The organism is Vibrio pacinii DSM 19139, from assembly GCF_000711795.1.
GTDB classification, from domain to species: Bacteria; Pseudomonadota; Gammaproteobacteria; order Enterobacterales; family Vibrionaceae; genus Vibrio; species Vibrio pacinii.
In genome coordinates this window covers 1-16,448 of record NZ_JONH01000011.1, presented here as the reverse complement: position 1 = coordinate 16,448, position 16,448 = coordinate 1, and the positions used below count along the sequence as shown (strand labels likewise).

Annotated in this window: 13 protein-coding genes and 1 pseudogene; 10 read left to right on the top strand and 4 right to left on the bottom strand. The window is 46.7% G+C overall.

Features of this window, described 5'->3' with window-relative positions; translation table 11 throughout:
* Positions 1–7 precede the first annotated feature (7 nt).
* From prpB to BS19_RS07130, 7 genes and pseudogenes are all read left to right on the top strand, one after another.
* A complete protein-coding gene (gene prpB / locus BS19_RS07160) occupies positions 8–904 on the top strand; it encodes a methylisocitrate lyase (protein WP_038174313.1) in 897 nt (298 codons plus the stop codon).
* Positions 905–1,013: 109 nt separating this feature from the next.
* Positions 1,014–2,156, top strand: coding sequence for a bifunctional 2-methylcitrate synthase/citrate synthase (gene prpC, locus BS19_RS07155; RefSeq protein WP_038174311.1), 1,143 nt, complete (start codon positions 1,014–1,016; stop codon positions 2,154–2,156).
* Between the two features lie 68 nt (positions 2,157–2,224).
* Complete coding sequence (acnD, locus tag BS19_RS07150) at positions 2,225–4,816, top strand: Fe/S-dependent 2-methylisocitrate dehydratase AcnD (protein ID WP_038174310.1); 2,592 nt, start codon at positions 2,225–2,227, stop codon at positions 4,814–4,816.
* Between the two features lie 9 nt (positions 4,817–4,825).
* Positions 4,826–6,004: a 2-methylaconitate cis-trans isomerase PrpF gene (prpF, locus tag BS19_RS07145; RefSeq protein WP_038174309.1), complete on the top strand. Its 1,179-nt coding sequence runs from the start codon at positions 4,826–4,828 to the stop codon at positions 6,002–6,004.
* A 23-nt stretch (positions 6,005–6,027) separates the two neighbouring features.
* Positions 6,028–7,926: pseudogene (locus BS19_RS07140) on the top strand (propionyl-CoA synthetase); the annotation flags it as partial.
* Between the two features lie 105 nt (positions 7,927–8,031).
* Complete coding sequence (locus BS19_RS07135; protein WP_038174307.1) at positions 8,032–8,514, top strand: GNAT family N-acetyltransferase; 483 nt, start codon at positions 8,032–8,034, stop codon at positions 8,512–8,514.
* 7 nt (positions 8,515–8,521) lie between these two features.
* A complete protein-coding gene (locus BS19_RS07130) occupies positions 8,522–9,949 on the top strand; it encodes an NUDIX hydrolase (protein ID WP_038174306.1) in 1,428 nt (475 codons plus the stop codon).
* A 20-nt stretch (positions 9,950–9,969) separates the two neighbouring features.
* Here the strand turns inward: BS19_RS07130 and BS19_RS07125 are convergent, their stop codons facing one another.
* Positions 9,970–10,782: a Cof-type HAD-IIB family hydrolase gene (locus BS19_RS07125; protein ID WP_038174305.1), complete on the bottom strand. Its 813-nt coding sequence runs from the start codon at positions 10,780–10,782 to the stop codon at positions 9,970–9,972.
* Between the two features lie 174 nt (positions 10,783–10,956).
* Between BS19_RS07125 and queE the strand changes: the two genes are divergently transcribed.
* On the top strand, positions 10,957–11,607 hold the full coding sequence (gene queE / locus BS19_RS07120) for a 7-carboxy-7-deazaguanine synthase QueE (protein ID WP_038174304.1): 651 nt from the start codon (positions 10,957–10,959) through the stop codon (positions 11,605–11,607).
* A gap of 11 nt (positions 11,608–11,618) precedes the next feature.
* Positions 11,619–12,311 (top strand): 7-cyano-7-deazaguanine synthase QueC, encoded by a 693-nt coding sequence (gene queC / locus BS19_RS07115; RefSeq protein ID WP_038174303.1) that lies wholly within the window; start codon positions 11,619–11,621, stop codon positions 12,309–12,311.
* A gap of 55 nt (positions 12,312–12,366) precedes the next feature.
* On the opposite strand, the gene BS19_RS07110 is transcribed toward queC, so the two are convergent.
* The 3 genes from BS19_RS07110 to BS19_RS07100 all read right to left on the bottom strand — a co-directional run bounded on the left by BS19_RS07110 (position 12,367) and on the right by BS19_RS07100 (position 14,741).
* Complete coding sequence (locus BS19_RS07110) at positions 12,367–12,723, bottom strand: DUF2750 domain-containing protein (RefSeq protein WP_038174302.1); 357 nt, start codon at positions 12,721–12,723, stop codon at positions 12,367–12,369.
* Between the two features lie 100 nt (positions 12,724–12,823).
* Positions 12,824–13,435, bottom strand: a complete 612-nt coding sequence (locus BS19_RS07105; RefSeq protein ID WP_038174301.1) for an OmpA family protein — start codon at positions 13,433–13,435, stop codon at positions 12,824–12,826.
* A gap of 1 nt (position 13,436) precedes the next feature.
* Complete coding sequence (locus BS19_RS07100) at positions 13,437–14,741, bottom strand: TolC family outer membrane protein (protein WP_038174300.1); 1,305 nt, start codon at positions 14,739–14,741, stop codon at positions 13,437–13,439.
* A gap of 418 nt (positions 14,742–15,159) precedes the next feature.
* Here BS19_RS07100 and BS19_RS07095 point away from each other — a divergent pair.
* Positions 15,160–16,448 (top strand): Ig-like domain-containing protein (locus BS19_RS07095; protein ID WP_038174299.1); only part of this gene is annotated, 1,289 nt, incomplete at its 3' end.

The window sequence follows — 16,448 nt, the reverse complement described above, 5'->3', positions numbered from 1 at the left end:
AAGAGTCATGAGTTTATCTCAAGGAGCAAAGTTTAGACTTGCTGTTGAACAAAACAATCCACTGCAAATTGTCGGCACGGTTAATCCGTATTGCGCGATGATGGCGAAAAACATTGGTCATCAAGCGATTTACCTCTCTGGAGGTGGTATTGCGAACGCATCATATGGCCTTCCCGATCTCGGTATCACGACACTGAATGATGTATTGGTTGACGTTGAGCGCATTACCAATGCCTGTGATCTGCCACTACTTGTTGATATTGATACTGGGTTTGGCGGTGCGTTTAACATTGCGCGCACGATAAAAGCAATGGAGAAAGCAGGTGCTGGCGCAGTGCATATGGAAGACCAGGTGGCACAAAAGCGCTGTGGACATCGTCCGAATAAAGCCATTGTTAGCCAGCAAGAGATGGTTGATCGTGTCAGGGCAGCAGTTGATGCTCGCCATGACGAAAGCTTTGTCATTATGGCGCGCACCGATGCGTTGGCAGTCGAGGGAATCGACCGTGCGATAGAGCGTGCAATTGCTTGTATTGAAGCGGGGGCCGATATGATCTTCCCTGAAGCGATGACAAAGCTTGAACAGTATGTGCAGTTTTCTGATTCCCTGCACCAAGCGACGGGTAAGCATGTGCCTATCTTGGCCAATATTACTGAGTTTGGTCAAACGCCCCTTTATGGTTGCGATGATTTGGCGAAGTCAAAAGTTGATATGGTGCTTTATCCGTTGAGTGCCTTCCGTGCGATGAACAAAGCGGCAGAAAATGTCTACCAGCATCTGCTTGATGTCGGTAATCAAGAAGCCCTGACTGCATCAATGCAGACGCGCAAAGAATTGTACGCACACCTTAAATACCATGACTATGAAGATAAGCTCGATCAGCTATTTTCAGAAGGAAAATAACAAGCGCGCAAGCCCAAGAAAACCATTTCAATCAATTTAATAACGTGAAATCGTTTGGTAAAAAACGCTCCATCAGAGAGCAGTATCAAACAGAAAAGGAGTTCAAAAAATGTCTCTAGCATCGAAAAAGAGTGCAGAAATAGGCGGCGCAGGTTTACGCGGTCAAAGTGCAGGCACTACAGCGCTGTGTACCGTTGGTAAAACAGGCACTGGCTTAACCTATCGTGGCTTTGATATCACTGATTTAGCCAATAACGCACAATTTGAAGAGGTCGCTCATCTATTATTACGCGGTCATCTACCGAATCAACAAGAGTTGGATGAGTATAAAACGCGTCTGATCAGTTTGCGAGGTCTTCCCGCGGAGCTAAAACAAGCACTTGAATTGATCCCCGCCTCTGCTCATCCAATGGATGTTATGCGCACCGGATGCTCTGTATTAGGTAACTTAGAACAAGAACACGACTTTTCTCAGCAGTTAGATGCTACTGAGCGCATGTTAGCCTTGTTTCCAGCGATAATCTGTTACTGGTATCGATTTAGCCATGACGGCGTGCGAGTCGATACTGAAGATCAATCGCAAAACTGCATTGGCGGTTATTTCTTGAAATTGCTCACTGGCAAAGAGCCGACAGAAATGCACAAGAAAGTAATGCACTGCTCACTGATTTTGTACGCCGAGCACGAATTTAATGCGTCGACGTTTGCAGCGCGAGTCTGTGCATCAACCCTGTCTGATCTTCACTCGTGCGTGACGGCTGCAATCGGTACTTTACGTGGCCCACTGCATGGCGGCGCGAATGAAGCAGCGATGGAGATGATTGAAAATTGGCAAACACCAGATGAAGCGGAAGCAAACATCATGCAAATGTTGGCCAACAAAGACAAGATTATGGGCTTTGGTCACGCAATTTACCGCGAAAGTGATCCGCGTAATGCGTTGATCAAACAGTGGTCAAAACAGCTTTCGAAGGCGGTGGGCGATACGCACTTATACGCGGTGTCTGAGCGAGTTGAAGCGGTAATGAAACGTGAAAAAGGCTTGTTCTGTAATGCGGATTTCTTCCATGCATCGGCTTACCACTTTATGGATATTCCAACCAAACTATTTACGCCGATTTTTGTTATGAGCCGCTTAACTGGTTGGGCTGCCCACGTGTATGAACAGCGCGCCAATAACCGTATTATTCGTCCAAGCGCGGACTATACCGGCCCCGATCATCAAGACTGGGTGCCAATCGAAAACAGGTAACCCCAACGCACGCTCCCTCCCTGTAGTGAGGGAGCGAATAATAACGACTTACCTGAATGGAAGCTGCTATGACTGTCAATACCCAATACCGAAAACCGCTTCCGGGAACACATCTTGATTATTTTGATGCCCGTGAAGCTGTCAATGCGCTCTCTCCCGGCGCTTATGAAACACTGCCATACACCTCACGCGTACTGGCGGAGCAACTGGTTCGACGCTGCGATCCAAGTATATTAACGCAAAGCTTACAACAGCTTATTCAGCGCAAGCGTGACCACGATTTTCCTTGGTATCCTGCCCGAGTAGTGTGCCACGATATTCTGGGCCAAACCGCATTGGTTGACTTAGCGGGCCTACGAGATGCAATTGCTCTGCAAGGCGGTGAGCCTGATAAAGTCAATCCGGTGGTTGAAACGCAATTGATCGTCGATCATTCATTGGCGGTAGAGCATGCAGGCTTTGACCCAGATGCGTTTGAAAAGAACCGTGCTATTGAAGATCGCCGTAATGAAGACCGTTTCCACTTTATCGAGTGGTGTAAAACTGCTTTTGAGAACGTAAGTGTGATTCCCGCTGGTAACGGCATTATGCATCAAATCAACCTTGAGAAAATGTCACCTGTGGTGCAGGCAAAGCAGGGCATTGCTTATCCAGATACCTGTGTTGGCACCGACAGCCATACACCTCACGTTGATGCATTAGGGGTTATTGCGATTGGGGTTGGTGGCCTTGAAGCCGAAACCGTGATGCTCGGACGTCCATCTATGATGCGATTACCAGACATCGTTGGGGTTAAGTTAACCGGTAAACGTCAGCCGGGCATTACTGCAACAGACATTGTGTTGGCGATTACCGAATTCTTGCGAAACGAACGAGTGGTCTCTTGTTACTTAGAGTTCTTCGGTGAGGGAGCTAAGGATCTTACCATCGGCGACCGTGCGACGATTTCAAATATGACGCCAGAGTATGGCGCTACCGCGGGCATGTTCTACATTGACGAGCAGACCATTACCTACTTGAAACTCACAGGCCGTGATGAAGAGCAAGTTGCGCTGGTTGAATTGTATGCGAAACAAACTGGATTGTGGGCCGATGACTTAATTGAGGCCGAATACGAGCGAGTGTTGGAATTTAATCTTTCGCAAGTGACGCGCAACATGGCAGGTCCATCAAATCCACACCGCCGTTTGCCCACCTCTGAACTTTCTCTGCGCGGTATTTCTATTCCACAAACACCTGCGCAAGATGATGACAACTTGCCTGATGGTGCGGTGATTATTGCAGCCATCACTTCGTGTACCAATACCAGTAACCCTCGTAACGTGGTTGCTGCAGGTCTGCTGGCAAAAAAAGCCAACCAACTAGGTTTGGTGCGAAAGCCTTGGGTTAAATCGTCGTTTGCGCCGGGCTCTAAAGTGGCCAAGCTTTACCTTGAAGACTCAGGCCTACTGCCAGAGCTTGAGAAGTTGGGTTTTGGCATCGTTGCTTACGCTTGTACGACTTGTAATGGCATGAGTGGTGCACTTGACCCGACCATTCAGCAAGAAATTATCGACCGAGATCTGTACACCACGGCGGTTCTATCGGGGAATCGTAACTTTGATGGGCGCATCCACCCTTATGCGAAACAGGCTTTTCTTGCCTCGCCACCTTTGGTCGTTGCGTATGCATTAGCAGGAACGATTCGTTTTGATATAGAACGTGACGCGCTTGGTACAGACAGCAGTGGTAAACCTATATACCTCAATGATTTATGGCCAAGTGATCAAGAGATCGACGCGGTAGTTGGCCAGCATGTCAAGCCGGAGCAGTTTAAGCAAGTCTACATTCAAATGTTTAAACTGGATGAAGGCGCGCGTAATAACAATCCACTTTATGATTGGCGACCACAAAGTACCTATATTCGCCGCCCGCCGTATTGGGAAGGCGCGCTCGCAGGGGAGCGCAGTTTGTCTGGCATGCGTCCATTAGCAGTGCTAGGTGACAACATCACAACCGATCATCTATCGCCATCGAACGCCATCTTGGCCGATAGTGCTGCGGGCGAATATCTTGCATCCATGGACGTGCCAGAAGCGGACTTTAACTCTTATGCGACACACCGTGGCGATCATTTAACCGCGCAACGTGCGACGTTTGCCAACCCTAAGTTATTTAATGAAATGGTAATGGACAACGGCCAAGTGGTGCAGGGTTCGCTTGCGCGTATTGAGCCTGAAGGCAAAGTCACTCGAATGTGGGAGGCGATTGAAACTTACATGAACCGTAAGCAACCCTTGATCATTGTCGCAGGAGCGGATTACGGTCAAGGCTCATCGCGAGACTGGGCGGCAAAAGGGGTACGTTTGGCTGGCGTTGAGGCGATTGTTGCTGAAGGGTTTGAGCGCATTCACCGTACCAACTTAGTCGGTATGGGGGTATTGCCACTGCAGTTCAAAGCAGGGACGGATCGTAAAACCCTTGAGCTAGACGGCAGCGAATTGTATGACGTCCTCGGAGATATCACACCAGGTGCTGATTTAGCGCTGGTGGTGACCCGAGCAAACGGTGAAAAATTTGATGTGCCAGTGACTTGCCGTCTTGATACTGCGGACGAAGTCAATGTCTATAATGCGGGTGGTGTTTTGCAGCGCTTTGCTCAAGATTTCTTGGCTCAATAAGGGGATGAGATGACAACTTCAAGTCAAATCAAAGTGGCCGCAACTTATATGCGGGGTGGAACAAGTAAAGGTGTCTTTTTTAAGCTCACCGATTTACCGCCAGCTGCACAAAAACCGGGTCAGGCGCGTGACCAATTACTGATGCGTGTGATTGGCAGCCCTGATCCTTACGGCAAACAGATTGATGGTATGGGAGCGGCGACCTCAAGCACCAGTAAAACAGTGATTGTATCAAAGAGTACCCAAGCTGATCACGATGTTGATTACCTATTTGGTCAGATCTCAATTGATAAGCCATTTGTTGACTGGAGTGGTAACTGCGGCAACCTATCAGCTGCAGTTGGCCCTTTTGCGATTCACGCTGGCCTGATTGATGCAGAGCGGATTCCAGACAACGGCATTGTGCAAGTTCGCGTTTGGCAAGCGAACATTAATAAATCGATTGTGGTTCATGTGCCCATCAGTCATGGCCAAGTTCAAGAAACGGGTCACTTTGAACTCGACGGGGTGACCTTCGCTGCAGCCGAAATTCAGGTTGATTTTATGCAGCCAAGTGAAGGCGTCATGTTTCCAACTGGGAATTTAGTCGATAAGTTAGACGTGCCGGATGTGGGCTGTTTTGAAGCCACGATGATCAATGCAGGAATCCCGACGATTTTTATTGATGCGCAAGCGCTTGACTACCAAGGCACAGAATTGCAAGAAGAGATCAATAACGATGAACAAGCCTTAGCGCGGTTTGAAAAAATTCGTGCTTATGGCGCGCTGAAAATGGGCTTAATCGATAGCATTGATCAGGCGCAAAGCCGTCAACATACCCCTAAGGTCGCGTTTGTCGCAAAGCCTAAGTCGTATCTGTCTTCGAGCGGAAAATCGGTCGATGCCAAACAAATCGACGTACTGGTGCGCGCGCTTTCAATGGGTAAGCTGCATCACGCCATGATGGGCACGGCCGCGGTTGCTATCGCTGCTGCGTCTTGCGTACCGGGTACGTTAGTCAATCGAGCTGCCGGTGGCGGTGAAATGGAATCGGTTACTTTTGGCCACCCTTCGGGCACATTGAAAGTGGGGGCAAAAGCACTCCACAGTGACCAAGGTTGGCTAGTTGAAAAAGCGGTCATGAGCCGAAGTGCTCGAATTTTAATGGAGGGATTTGTGCGTGTACCCTCTAATGTCTTTGCTGAGTAGATAACAAATCGAAGCGCAAGTTTAGACATACTGGAGGAAGCAATATGTCTGCATATGAAAAAGAATATCAATGGGCAACCCAAGATCCACAAGATTTTTGGGGCGCTCAAGCAAAAAATATCGATTGGTTTAAAGCACCACAAACCGTGTTGGCTGAAGACGAAAACGGCATCGAACGCTGGTTTCCCGACGGGTTACTCAACACGTCATGGCTAGCCCTTGATTATCATTGTGAGCAGGGGCGAGGTTCACAAACGGCGTTGATATACGACTCGCCTGTGACCAACAGCCAGCAAAGCTATAGCTATCAAGAGTTGCGTGACCGAGTGGCCAAAGTTGCCGGTATGTTGGCAGCGCAGGGGGTTGAGAAGGGTGATCGTGTTGTCATCTATATGCCGATGATTCCAGAGGCTGTTATGGCGATGCTTGCGTGTGCGCGCCTAGGTGCTATTCATTCAGTAGTATTTGGTGGCTTTGCTGCCAATGAACTGGCTGTGCGTTTAGAAGATGCGGAGCCAAAACTGGTGATGACGGCTTCGTGTGGTATTGAGGTCAATAAAGTCATTCCATATAAACCCCTAGTCGATAAAGCCATTATGGACAGTCGCTGGAAACCAGAGTGCGTTGTCGTCTTGCAGCGCCCCGAATGTCCGGCCGAGTTGACTCAAGATCGTGATCTTGACTGGGCGAGAGCCTATCAACAAGCATTGCCTCACGCCTGTGTTCCAGTTCTTGCCACCGATCCTTTGTATATTCTTTATACCTCAGGCACAACTGGCAAACCTAAAGGCGTGGTAAGAGACAATGGCGGTCATGCTGTGGCGATGAAGTACTCGATGACTTCCATTTATAACATTGCCCAAGACGGTGTGTTCTGGGCAGCCTCCGATGTTGGCTGGGTAGTCGGCCACTCCTATATCGTCTATGCGCCATTAATCCACGGCTGCACCACCATTTTGTTTGAAGGTAAACCGGTACGCACTCCAGATCCAGGGGCATTTTGGCGTGTATGTGAAGAGCACAAGGTCGATGTACTATTCTCGGCGCCGACGGCGTTTCGTGCGATTAAAAAAGAAGATCCAGACGGTGAGCAGCTGAAAAAGTATGACTTATCTCATCTGAAAACCATCTTTATGGCAGGAGAACGCCTTGACCCGCCGACTCTTGAATGGGTTGAAGAGAAAACGCAAAAGCCCGTCATCGATCACTGGTGGCAAACCGAAACAGGCTGGGCGATTGCCGGTAATCCAACCGGTATTGAACTGATGCCGATTAAGGCGGGCTCGGCAACCAAACCCATTCCAGGCTATCAAGTTGAGATTCTCAATGAATTGGGTGAATCAGTTGGGCCTAATCAGCAGGGTTTTGTGGCATTAAAACGTCCGTTGCCACCAAGCTGTTTGCCAACAGTGTGGCGTAATCACGATCGTTTTGAGTCTGGTTACTTGAGCCAGTTCCCCGGTTACTATGTTTCGGGCGATGGTGGGTACCTTGATGATCAGGGTTACTTGTTCATTATGGGGCGCATTGATGATGTGATAAACGTCGCCGGACATCGTCTTTCAACTGGCGAAATGGAAGAGATTGTTGGCGGTCACCCTGCAATTGCCGAGTGCGCGGTGGTTGGTGTGCATGATGATTTGAAAGGTCAGTTACCACTGGGATTAGTGGTACTCAAGGATGGGGTTAAAATCGATGATGCGCAGCTTGAAGGTGAATTAGTTGGTAAAGTTCGCGATCAGATTGGCGCAGTAGCCTGTTTTAAGCATGCGTTGGTGGTAGAGCGCTTGCCTAAAACGCGCTCAGGTAAGATTTTGCGTCGTACTATCCGCCAAATCGCCGACGGAGAGCAGTACACGGTGCCATCCACCATTGATGATCCAACCAGCCTAGATGAAATAGAAAGAGCGCTGAATTCATAAAAGTTCTAAGTTAATCAAGAGCCCCCGATATTTGAGGGGCTTTTTTATTGCTAAATACCAGCGTTCGCGCCAAACTAGTGCTTTATTTTTAACGCAAAAATACAAATGCAACCAACGACGATACGTGCCGCCAACCACGACGATTTAGAGTCACTCAATCAGTTGATGTTTCAGCTTCATGATGAACATCATCAGCGATGTCCAGAACACTTTAAAAGTGCTCAGGAGATTGAGCAAGAAAAGAGTATTGCGCGCTACCTTGATGATCCTGAATGCTTGGTTTTGGTCGCGACGCTTGATGAACAGATCGTTGGTTTTGTGAGTGGGCATTTCTGTGAGCTCATCTCATCGGTCAGTAAACCTGTTCCTATGGGCAGTATCGACGAACTGTATGTTATTGCGGCGCAACGTAAGTCAGGTATCGCCTCGCAGCTATGTCTCGAAATCGAACAGCGTTTTGATGACTATGGTGTGCAGCAAGTGTTTGTTGAGGTGTGGCAATTTAACCAACAAGCGGTTGAGTTTTATCAGCGACAAGGTTTTGAGCATCATATCCATTGGTTAAGAAAAGCAATCAACAAGCAGTAATTGAATAATGATGAAAGCAATAGTTCGTTGGGGTAGTGTCGTTTTATCTTGTCTGGCCGTTATGTTGTCGGCCTTTGCTATCGCGCAACAAGACGATAGCGAGATTAAAGGCGCAGTCTGTGTTATTCGTTCTGGTGAACGTGTAGTAATGATTGACGAAATCATTACTAAAAAACTGTCGTTACCTGGTGGTGGTGTCACTGCTGGAGAAAACCCTAAAATGGCTGCAGAGCGTGAGGTTTGGGAAGAAACGGGCTTAGTCGTCAGTGCAAACAAGGAACTCGCTCGGGTTGATAATGCCATTATTTACGATTGTGTCAGTGATTCAGACATTATCGCTTTTCAATATAATAATGCTCTCGATGGCAATGTGTTACCAAGTTGGTTTGCCCCTCATTATGGCGTGGAAGTCGCGTCAGCGATGCTGATAGATCCAAGGCAAGTATCGCCTTCACGCTATCGTTTTCCTGGTCAGCTTGAGTGGCTAAGAGGCGCTGTCTTGTTAGCGAGTGATCAACCGACGCTATATATCGCTGATATGATTGAAGCGGCGCCGTTTTGGCATAAGTTTGAGTTAAAATGGTTGGTCGAACTTCAACACTCGTTACACAAATTACCGCAATCATTACATTTATTTGCTGAATCTTTCATTTTGCTCGGTTTATGGTTTGCCAACCCGATTACCGCGATGATCTTAGTGCCTGCCATTTTTTGGCGCTGTGGTACACAATTTGGTTATCGACTGATCTTTGCCCTCACAACCACATCGTTATTGGTATTAATTGCTCAGCAAGGTTTTGCTCTGCCTGGCCCTCAGGCCTATTTGCCAGAGGTGGCTAAGCGAGCGAGCTATGGCTTTGGACTGCCAAGCTTAACCGCTGCGTTGTGGGCGTGTGCTGGCATCTTAGTGTTGCAGGCTAAAAATGGTTTAGCGCTGAATAGAGCTAGTGGATTGCTTGGATTGGTGCTCGTTTGGGGTATTATCGCCAATTATTACAGCGGTGCCAGTTTCATTATTGATGGGTTGAGCGGCGCTTTGTTTGGAGCACTATGCGCATGGCATTTAATTCGTTTGGAGCTAAAACCTGAGATAGATTTATCCAATCTCATCGCTTCAAGAACCGTGTGGTTGGTGTTATTGGTGGTGAGTGCAATCACCACGTTGGTGTGGCCAATCCCTGTCTTTACCTACTGGCTGGCGGCAATATCGACAATTTTGGCTGTCATCATGACATGGAAACAAGAGTCAGAGATGACATGGGTTTCAATGCTCACCACCGTCTTGTTGCTGTTAGTGACAAACTTCGTAGTGTTATCGATTGCTGAACAAATTTCCAGCAGCGGGTTAGCGAGCCTGATCGTCGAGGCTCTGAGATACCCACTCTTGATTGTGTTGTTTACACTAATGGTTCGAACCACTGCCAAGGCTAAGTAATCTTGGCAGTGGTCAATCGGCTAGTGCGTATTGAGAATGAAATCCTCTATCACTTTGGCGACACCATGATCGTTGTTGCTTGCAGTGATATGATCGGCAATCGCTTTGGTCTGTGGCATGGCGTTTTCCATCGCTACACCAAGCCCTGCGTATTCGAGCATATGGTGGTCATTTTCAGCATCACCGACGCAGATTACCTCTTTGGGCTCGATGCCAAGATACTCGGCAATCGCGCCGACACCGACACCTTTATTGCTGTCTAGATTCAAGAACTCAAGGAAAAACGGCGCGCTTTGAACAATCGTAAACTGATCGTAAAAAATCGAAGGAATATGACTAATCGATGCCGTTAGTTTTTCTGGTTCACCGACAATCATGGCTTTAATGATCGGATGGTCGTCTTCAAGTTGGTTAAAGCTCATCTCAGTCACTGGGATCTGATTAATGGTCGCTTCAATGTGCGTATATTCGTTCAATTTTGGTGTAATTAAACCATGCTGGTGGCTAAAAGCATGACAATCCAAGCCGAGCTGCTGCGCCAATTCAGCAACTTGCTTTGCTTTAGCACCATCGATGATCGCGGTGTGGATAAGCTTTCCGCTGCCAAGTTCTTTCACCATTGACCCGTTAAAGTAAACCACGAACTCGTTATCGCCAGCGATGCCTAGTTCGTCTAGTTTAGCTTGCATACCATCGAGTGGACGTCCTGAGGCGAGTACTACCTTAACTCCCATCTGCCGAGCTTTAGCAATCGCGTTTTTGGTTGGTTCGCTGATGGTCTTATCACTGGTGAGGAGTGTTCCATCCATATCAAGAGCGATTAATTTATACATAACTTACCTAAATAGTTGGCTGCAAAAATAACAAAACAACTCAGCATAAAGGCTGTCGTCACAATGATCAATTTATGAATTAGTTGACCTTCTAAGGCGTCTCCTTTAATGTCTCGTTCCTGCAAAAAAATGATCATGATTTAGGCTGAGATAACGTTGTACAAGATTAACGAAATGTTCGAGACAATTCAGGGCGAGGGTGTGTTTACCGGCGTGCCTGCTGTTTTTGTCCGTCTGCAAGAGTGCCCAGTTGGCTGCGCTTGGTGTGATACCAAACAGACGTGGGATGCGACTCCTCAAGATGAGCGTCCTTTAAAAGATATTTTGGCGAAAACGGAAGATTCTCCAACCTGGTGTAGTGTCTCGGCGCAAGATATTGTTAATGAGTACAATCGACAAGGTTACTCCGCCAAACATATCGTGATTACAGGTGGTGAACCCTGTATTTACGACTTAACTCCGCTGACATTGGCATTTGAGTCGATTGGCTGCCAGTGTCAAATTGAAACGAGCGGGACATCGCCAGTGTTAGCCTCAGATAATACTTGGGTGACAGTGTCACCTAAAGTGGCAATGAAAGGCAAATTGCCAGTTATTGATTCGGCTCTGCAGCGCGCAAACGAAATTAAGCACCCGGTGGCGACACAAAAAGATATCGATCAACTTGATGCGTTACTTAACCAGGCAGAGGTCGGTGCCAGTACGACTATTGCACTTCAGCCTATCAGTCAAAAGCCGCGAGCAACTCAGTTATGTATTGACGTGTGTATCGCACGGAACTGGCGTTTATCTATTCAGACTCACAAATATCTCAGCATTGCGTAAAGGAAACTAAGATGAAAAAAGCCGTTGTTGTATTTAGTGGTGGTCAAGACTCAACCACCTGTTTAGTGCAAGCGCTGAAAGAGTACGATCAAGTCCATGCCATCACGTTTGACTATGGGCAGCGCCATAAATTGGAAATTGAAGTTGCGCAAAGCTTGGCAAATGAACTTGGTGTGAAAGCGCATAAAGTGATGGATGTTGGTCTGTTAAACGAGCTCGCGATCAGTTCGTTAACGCGCGACGATATTCCTGTTTCACATGAACTCCAAGAAAACGGCTTGCCTAACTCATTTGTTCCTGGTCGCAATATTCTCTTTCTGACCTTAGCGGGCATTTATGCATATCAGATTGGTGCAGAGGCGATCATTACTGGTGTATGTGAAACGGATTTTTCCGGTTATCCAGATTGCCGAGATGAGTTTGTAAAAGCGATGAACAATGCTTTGGTTCAGGGAATGGATCGAAAGCTGATAATCTCAACGCCGTTGATGTGGCTCAATAAAGCCGAAACGTGGGCGTTAGCCGATCAATATCAGGCATTAGACTTGGTGCGCGAAAAGACGCTAACATGCTATAACGGTATTATTGGTGATGGCTGCGGCGATTGCCCGTCGTGTGATTTGCGTAAAGCGGGTCTGAGCGACTACCTTGATAATCGAGAAGCTATCATGGCGCAATTAAAGCATAAGCAAAGTATTAATTAATACGCACCGTGACAAAAAAAGCGTCTGAAAAGACGCTTTTTTTACGACTGATATTTTATTCAGCGATGTACAGCTTGGCTAAATCTGAAGGTTCCATTTCTTTACCTTCTAGCTGAGCGTTCCAGTTAGTACCGATAAGAACGCCATCTTCTGCAAGTGTGAGTAACCAATCCTCAACAAAGATATCGAGCGGAATTTCAAGGACTTCAAAATCGGCCCACTCTTCTACATTGTGCGTTTTAGCATCTTCTTTTGAAGACCAAAACGGCATTACTTCACTGTTTTCAAATTCAGTAGAATCGCACGATAGCCAGCCTTCTTCATTGCGCATACCCCAAACCAAGTTATTTTGCTTGGTTTCTGCAACGAATAGTTCTAGGTTTGCTTGAATATCAGAAGTTAATTTGCTCATTTGATAGCTCTCTTAGATTGAATCGCTGCTAGGGTAGCACTCATACACTGTAAGCCACAATAAAAAAGGGAGCATTAGCTCCCTTAATCTTTGTATCTAGTTACTTTTCTATCTTGGTAAAGATTGTCCACTCTTCTTTAACGTTACCTTTATGGCCGACGACCGTAGCAACCACCTTACGGTTACGAGCGTGGCTGACTTCGTCATTACCATAAGCTTCAAGCGCGGTATCACCAAAGCCAACAATGCGTACTCGCTCTGAAGCCACGCCATTGGATAATAAAGCGTCTTCAACCGCTTGAGCGCGGCGCTCCGATAGGGCCAGATTATATTGAGTATTGCCTACTTTACTTGCATAACCTCTTAACTCAATCGATGTTGAGGGATAAGAATCAAGAAACGCCGACATTTCACGTATTTGCGCTAAGAAAGCAGGTTGAATATCTGAAGAGTCATTGGCAAACAGAATATGCAGGTTCATTTGCTCTTCAGTTTTGATGTAAGTGCCACAACCATCATTATCGATTTCAGCCATAGTTGGAGTCTGAGGGCATAGGTCACGCGCGTTGATCACGCCATCTTTATCTTCATCCAGCAAGTCATCAATCTGATTTGGAGTCGGAGTTTCAATGTAGTCATACGAGTCTTCAGCCATCACCGGGCTAGCGATCAAAGCAGTTGTGATAAGCAGTGATAATAGTGTGTTATTCATATTAGTACTCTACTTCCTCATTCCACTCTTCAGGTGTGTCTACTCTTAATGCTGCTAACAGGTTACCAGTCGCATTCATGACACGATATTTAGCATATTGCTCATCGTACTTAGCATCGAGATACCCTTTACGAGCTTCGAAAAGTTCATTTTCGGTATTGAGTACGTCAAGCAAGGTACGTTTACCTAATCGATATTGCTTACCATAGGCCACAACCGTGTCTGAGGCAGAATCCACGTGGTCAGCCAAAAATTCTTTCTGCTGAACGGTTAAATCCAGTGCGCTCCAAGAAAGACGCAAACCTTCTTCAACACTTCTGAAAGTGCGGTCGCGGAAATCTTTGGCTTTATTCAGTTGGTAAGCGGCACTCTCGCTGCGATCGGAGTCAGATCCACCATTGTAGAGGTTGTATCGCATACGCAGCATTGCCGAAAACTCATCGCTACTGCCTTCGATACCGCCAGCATCATCGCGCCAGGTTTGATTCGCTTCGATAGATAGGGTTGGGTAGTTAACCCCTTTACTTTGATCATATTGGAATCGAGCTGAATCGACATCAGCCTGAGCAATTTTGATCACCGGATGGGCGTTAAATGCCTCATTCAACGCTTCATCTATAGTATACGGAATTGCGGTTTGATCGGCACGTGGGAAGGTAAGCCCTTGCGGTGATTGGCCGACAAAACGTTTAAACTGGGTATGTACATCAAATAAGTTGTTTTGTGCAGCGAGCAGGTTGCCGTGCGCTTTGGCCAAGCGGGCCTCAACTTGTGATAAATCAGCCGTTGAACCAATGCCGGAATCGACACGTTTTTTAATATCACGGTAGATGTCTTTGTGTACCGCTAAATTACTCTCAGACAGGGCAAGAATTTCGTAAGCCTTGGTTGCATCGAGATAAATCTTAGTCACTTCAAGCGCGATGTCTTGGGCCGCTGATAGTAGCTGAAAGCGCACTGACTCGGCATCTGCAGCAGTACGATCTATATCATTTAAGGTCGCAGAACCGTCCCAGATTAATTGTGTCAGAGAAAGCGTTGCCTCTTTACGGGTTAACTCGTTTTCTGTACCAGAGGCGAGATCCACAGCTTCGTAACCAACACCAGCATCTAAATCTAACTTAGGCATATAAGCGCCTGTTGAAGCTTGAGCATCAAAATATTTACTTCTAAACTCATTGTAAGATGCTTTGATTTCAGGGTTTGTCGTAATCGTAAGTGCGACGGCTTGCTCTAATGTTTGACTGTGTGCTGGAAAGCTAAGTGCGACCGCGCAACTTAATACTTTCAACTTATTCCAATTCACTCTGACTCTCCTCGAAGTGCTTTCAATTGAGGATATTACTCAACTTTACTGTCTCATTAGTGAGATAAATCCATCATCGACGCCAATAAAATAACACCATTAATAGTTAATAACGAATTAAAAACAGCAAAATTGAGTGTGAAAATGATAAATGTCGAGGGTTTCCACAAATGTTAATTAATTGCGATTAAAGAAACGCCATGTTGTTAATGGTGGCTGAAAAATGAGATCTTGATTCATGTTCTCATTGTTGAGAAATGCAACTTGTGTCGTGTTTAACGCGGCATTTATGCAAAAAATGAGTTTGGCAGAATTGTTAATAATGCTAATTTATAGGGTATATGAATCTTTAGGTTGCCAAATATTTGTCGGTGACCTATTTGAATTAGAAAGTAGTCAAGGATAAAGGGCTTAAAATATGGGTTTTGGTACTTACGTAGCAATGGGTAATCTTGCAGCCAACCAAGTTATCGTGATCGATTTAAACGGTAACGTGCGTGTACTCGCGGAGGGCGAGCTTCCTAAACCTGGTGAACTTATCGTTCAAGGTAATGATCAGGTTTCATCACAGTCGTTGCCTTTACAAGTCGAACGAGTAGCCGAAGACGGTGAAAATCAAGATATTACCGCCGAGCTAGAAGACATTTTTGCTGCTTTAGAAGAAGGCCAAGACCCAACTCAGCTAGGCGAAGAGTTCGCGACCGCCGCCGGTGGACAAACTGGCTCAAGCTTGACAGCATCGGGTTCCGTTACCCGTGATGGTGTAGAAACTATCGCCAATACCAATTTTGATACGTCAGGCTTCGAAGCGTTAGGTCTTTCGCAAACCCAAAGCCTTGGCCTGCTAGAACAGTTCCGTTTGTTCGAACCTGTATTTATAGACCTTAACGATGATCCTCTTGGTGAAAGCCTTGCTGTTATTACAGACGAAGACACACCAATCAGCGGCACACTCACCGCGACTGACCAAAACGTTCAAGACATCCTAACCTTTTCTCAATCATCAACGCCTTCCAACGGTACTGCTGTCGTAAACCCAGACGGTACTTGGACATATACGCCGAATGAAAACTACAACGGCCCAGACAGCTTTACGGTCATCGTTGATGATGGCAATGGTGGAACAGATACGCTGGTTGTAAATGTTGATGTTACGCCAGTGAATGACGCACCTGTGGCCGAGCCTGAAGAACGCACGCTATTAGAAGATCAAGTAATCACAGGAAGCCTTACTGCGACAGACGTCGATCTTCCGGAAGGTGAATCTTTGGTGTTCACAACCACTTCTGAAGTAGAGGGGTTAACGCTTAACCCAGACGGCAGTTATACCTTCGATGCATCGTCTTATGACCGCTTAGCCGAAGGCGAAGAGCTTATTCTAGAAGTGCCTATTACTGTTACTGACGATCTGGGTGCGACGGATACTACAACCTTGACGATTACAGTCACGGGCACCAACGACCTTCCAGTCGCTAAAGTGGACACTGGCGCAGTGAATGAAAACAGCAGCGTAACGGTGGATGTGTTGGCGAACGACACGGACTTGGATGACGATGCTCAGTTTACATTGGATAAAGTGGCGTCAGAGAAAGGCTTGGTCACCATCGTCGACAACAAACTAGTGTTCGAAGCAACAGGTACGGACTTTGATCACCTGGCAGACGGGGTGACAGAGCAAGTGGTGGTGACGTACACGATGAGTGATGA

What these genes read in the sequence shown, in the direction of transcription:
- prpB (WP_038174313.1), top strand. Translation starts at nt 8, where the DNA reads ATGAGTTTATCTCAAGGAGCAAAGTTTAGACTTGCTGTTGAACAAAAC.
- prpC (WP_038174311.1), top strand. Translation starts at nt 1,014, where the DNA reads ATGTCTCTAGCATCGAAAAAGAGTGCAGAAATAGGCGGCGCAGGTTTA.
- acnD (WP_038174310.1), top strand. Translation starts at nt 2,225, where the DNA reads ATGACTGTCAATACCCAATACCGAAAACCGCTTCCGGGAACACATCTT.
- prpF (WP_038174309.1), top strand. Translation starts at nt 4,826, where the DNA reads ATGACAACTTCAAGTCAAATCAAAGTGGCCGCAACTTATATGCGGGGT.
- BS19_RS07135 (WP_038174307.1), top strand. Translation starts at nt 8,032, where the DNA reads ATGCAACCAACGACGATACGTGCCGCCAACCACGACGATTTAGAGTCA.
- BS19_RS07130 (WP_038174306.1), top strand. Translation starts at nt 8,522, where the DNA reads ATGATGAAAGCAATAGTTCGTTGGGGTAGTGTCGTTTTATCTTGTCTG.
- BS19_RS07125 (WP_038174305.1), bottom strand. Translation starts at nt 10,782, where the DNA reads ATGTATAAATTAATCGCTCTTGATATGGATGGAACACTCCTCACCAGT.
- queE (WP_038174304.1), top strand. Translation starts at nt 10,957, where the DNA reads ATGTTCGAGACAATTCAGGGCGAGGGTGTGTTTACCGGCGTGCCTGCT.
- queC (WP_038174303.1), top strand. Translation starts at nt 11,619, where the DNA reads ATGAAAAAAGCCGTTGTTGTATTTAGTGGTGGTCAAGACTCAACCACC.
- BS19_RS07110 (WP_038174302.1), bottom strand. Translation starts at nt 12,723, where the DNA reads ATGAGCAAATTAACTTCTGATATTCAAGCAAACCTAGAACTATTCGTT.
- BS19_RS07105 (WP_038174301.1), bottom strand. Translation starts at nt 13,435, where the DNA reads ATGAATAACACACTATTATCACTGCTTATCACAACTGCTTTGATCGCT.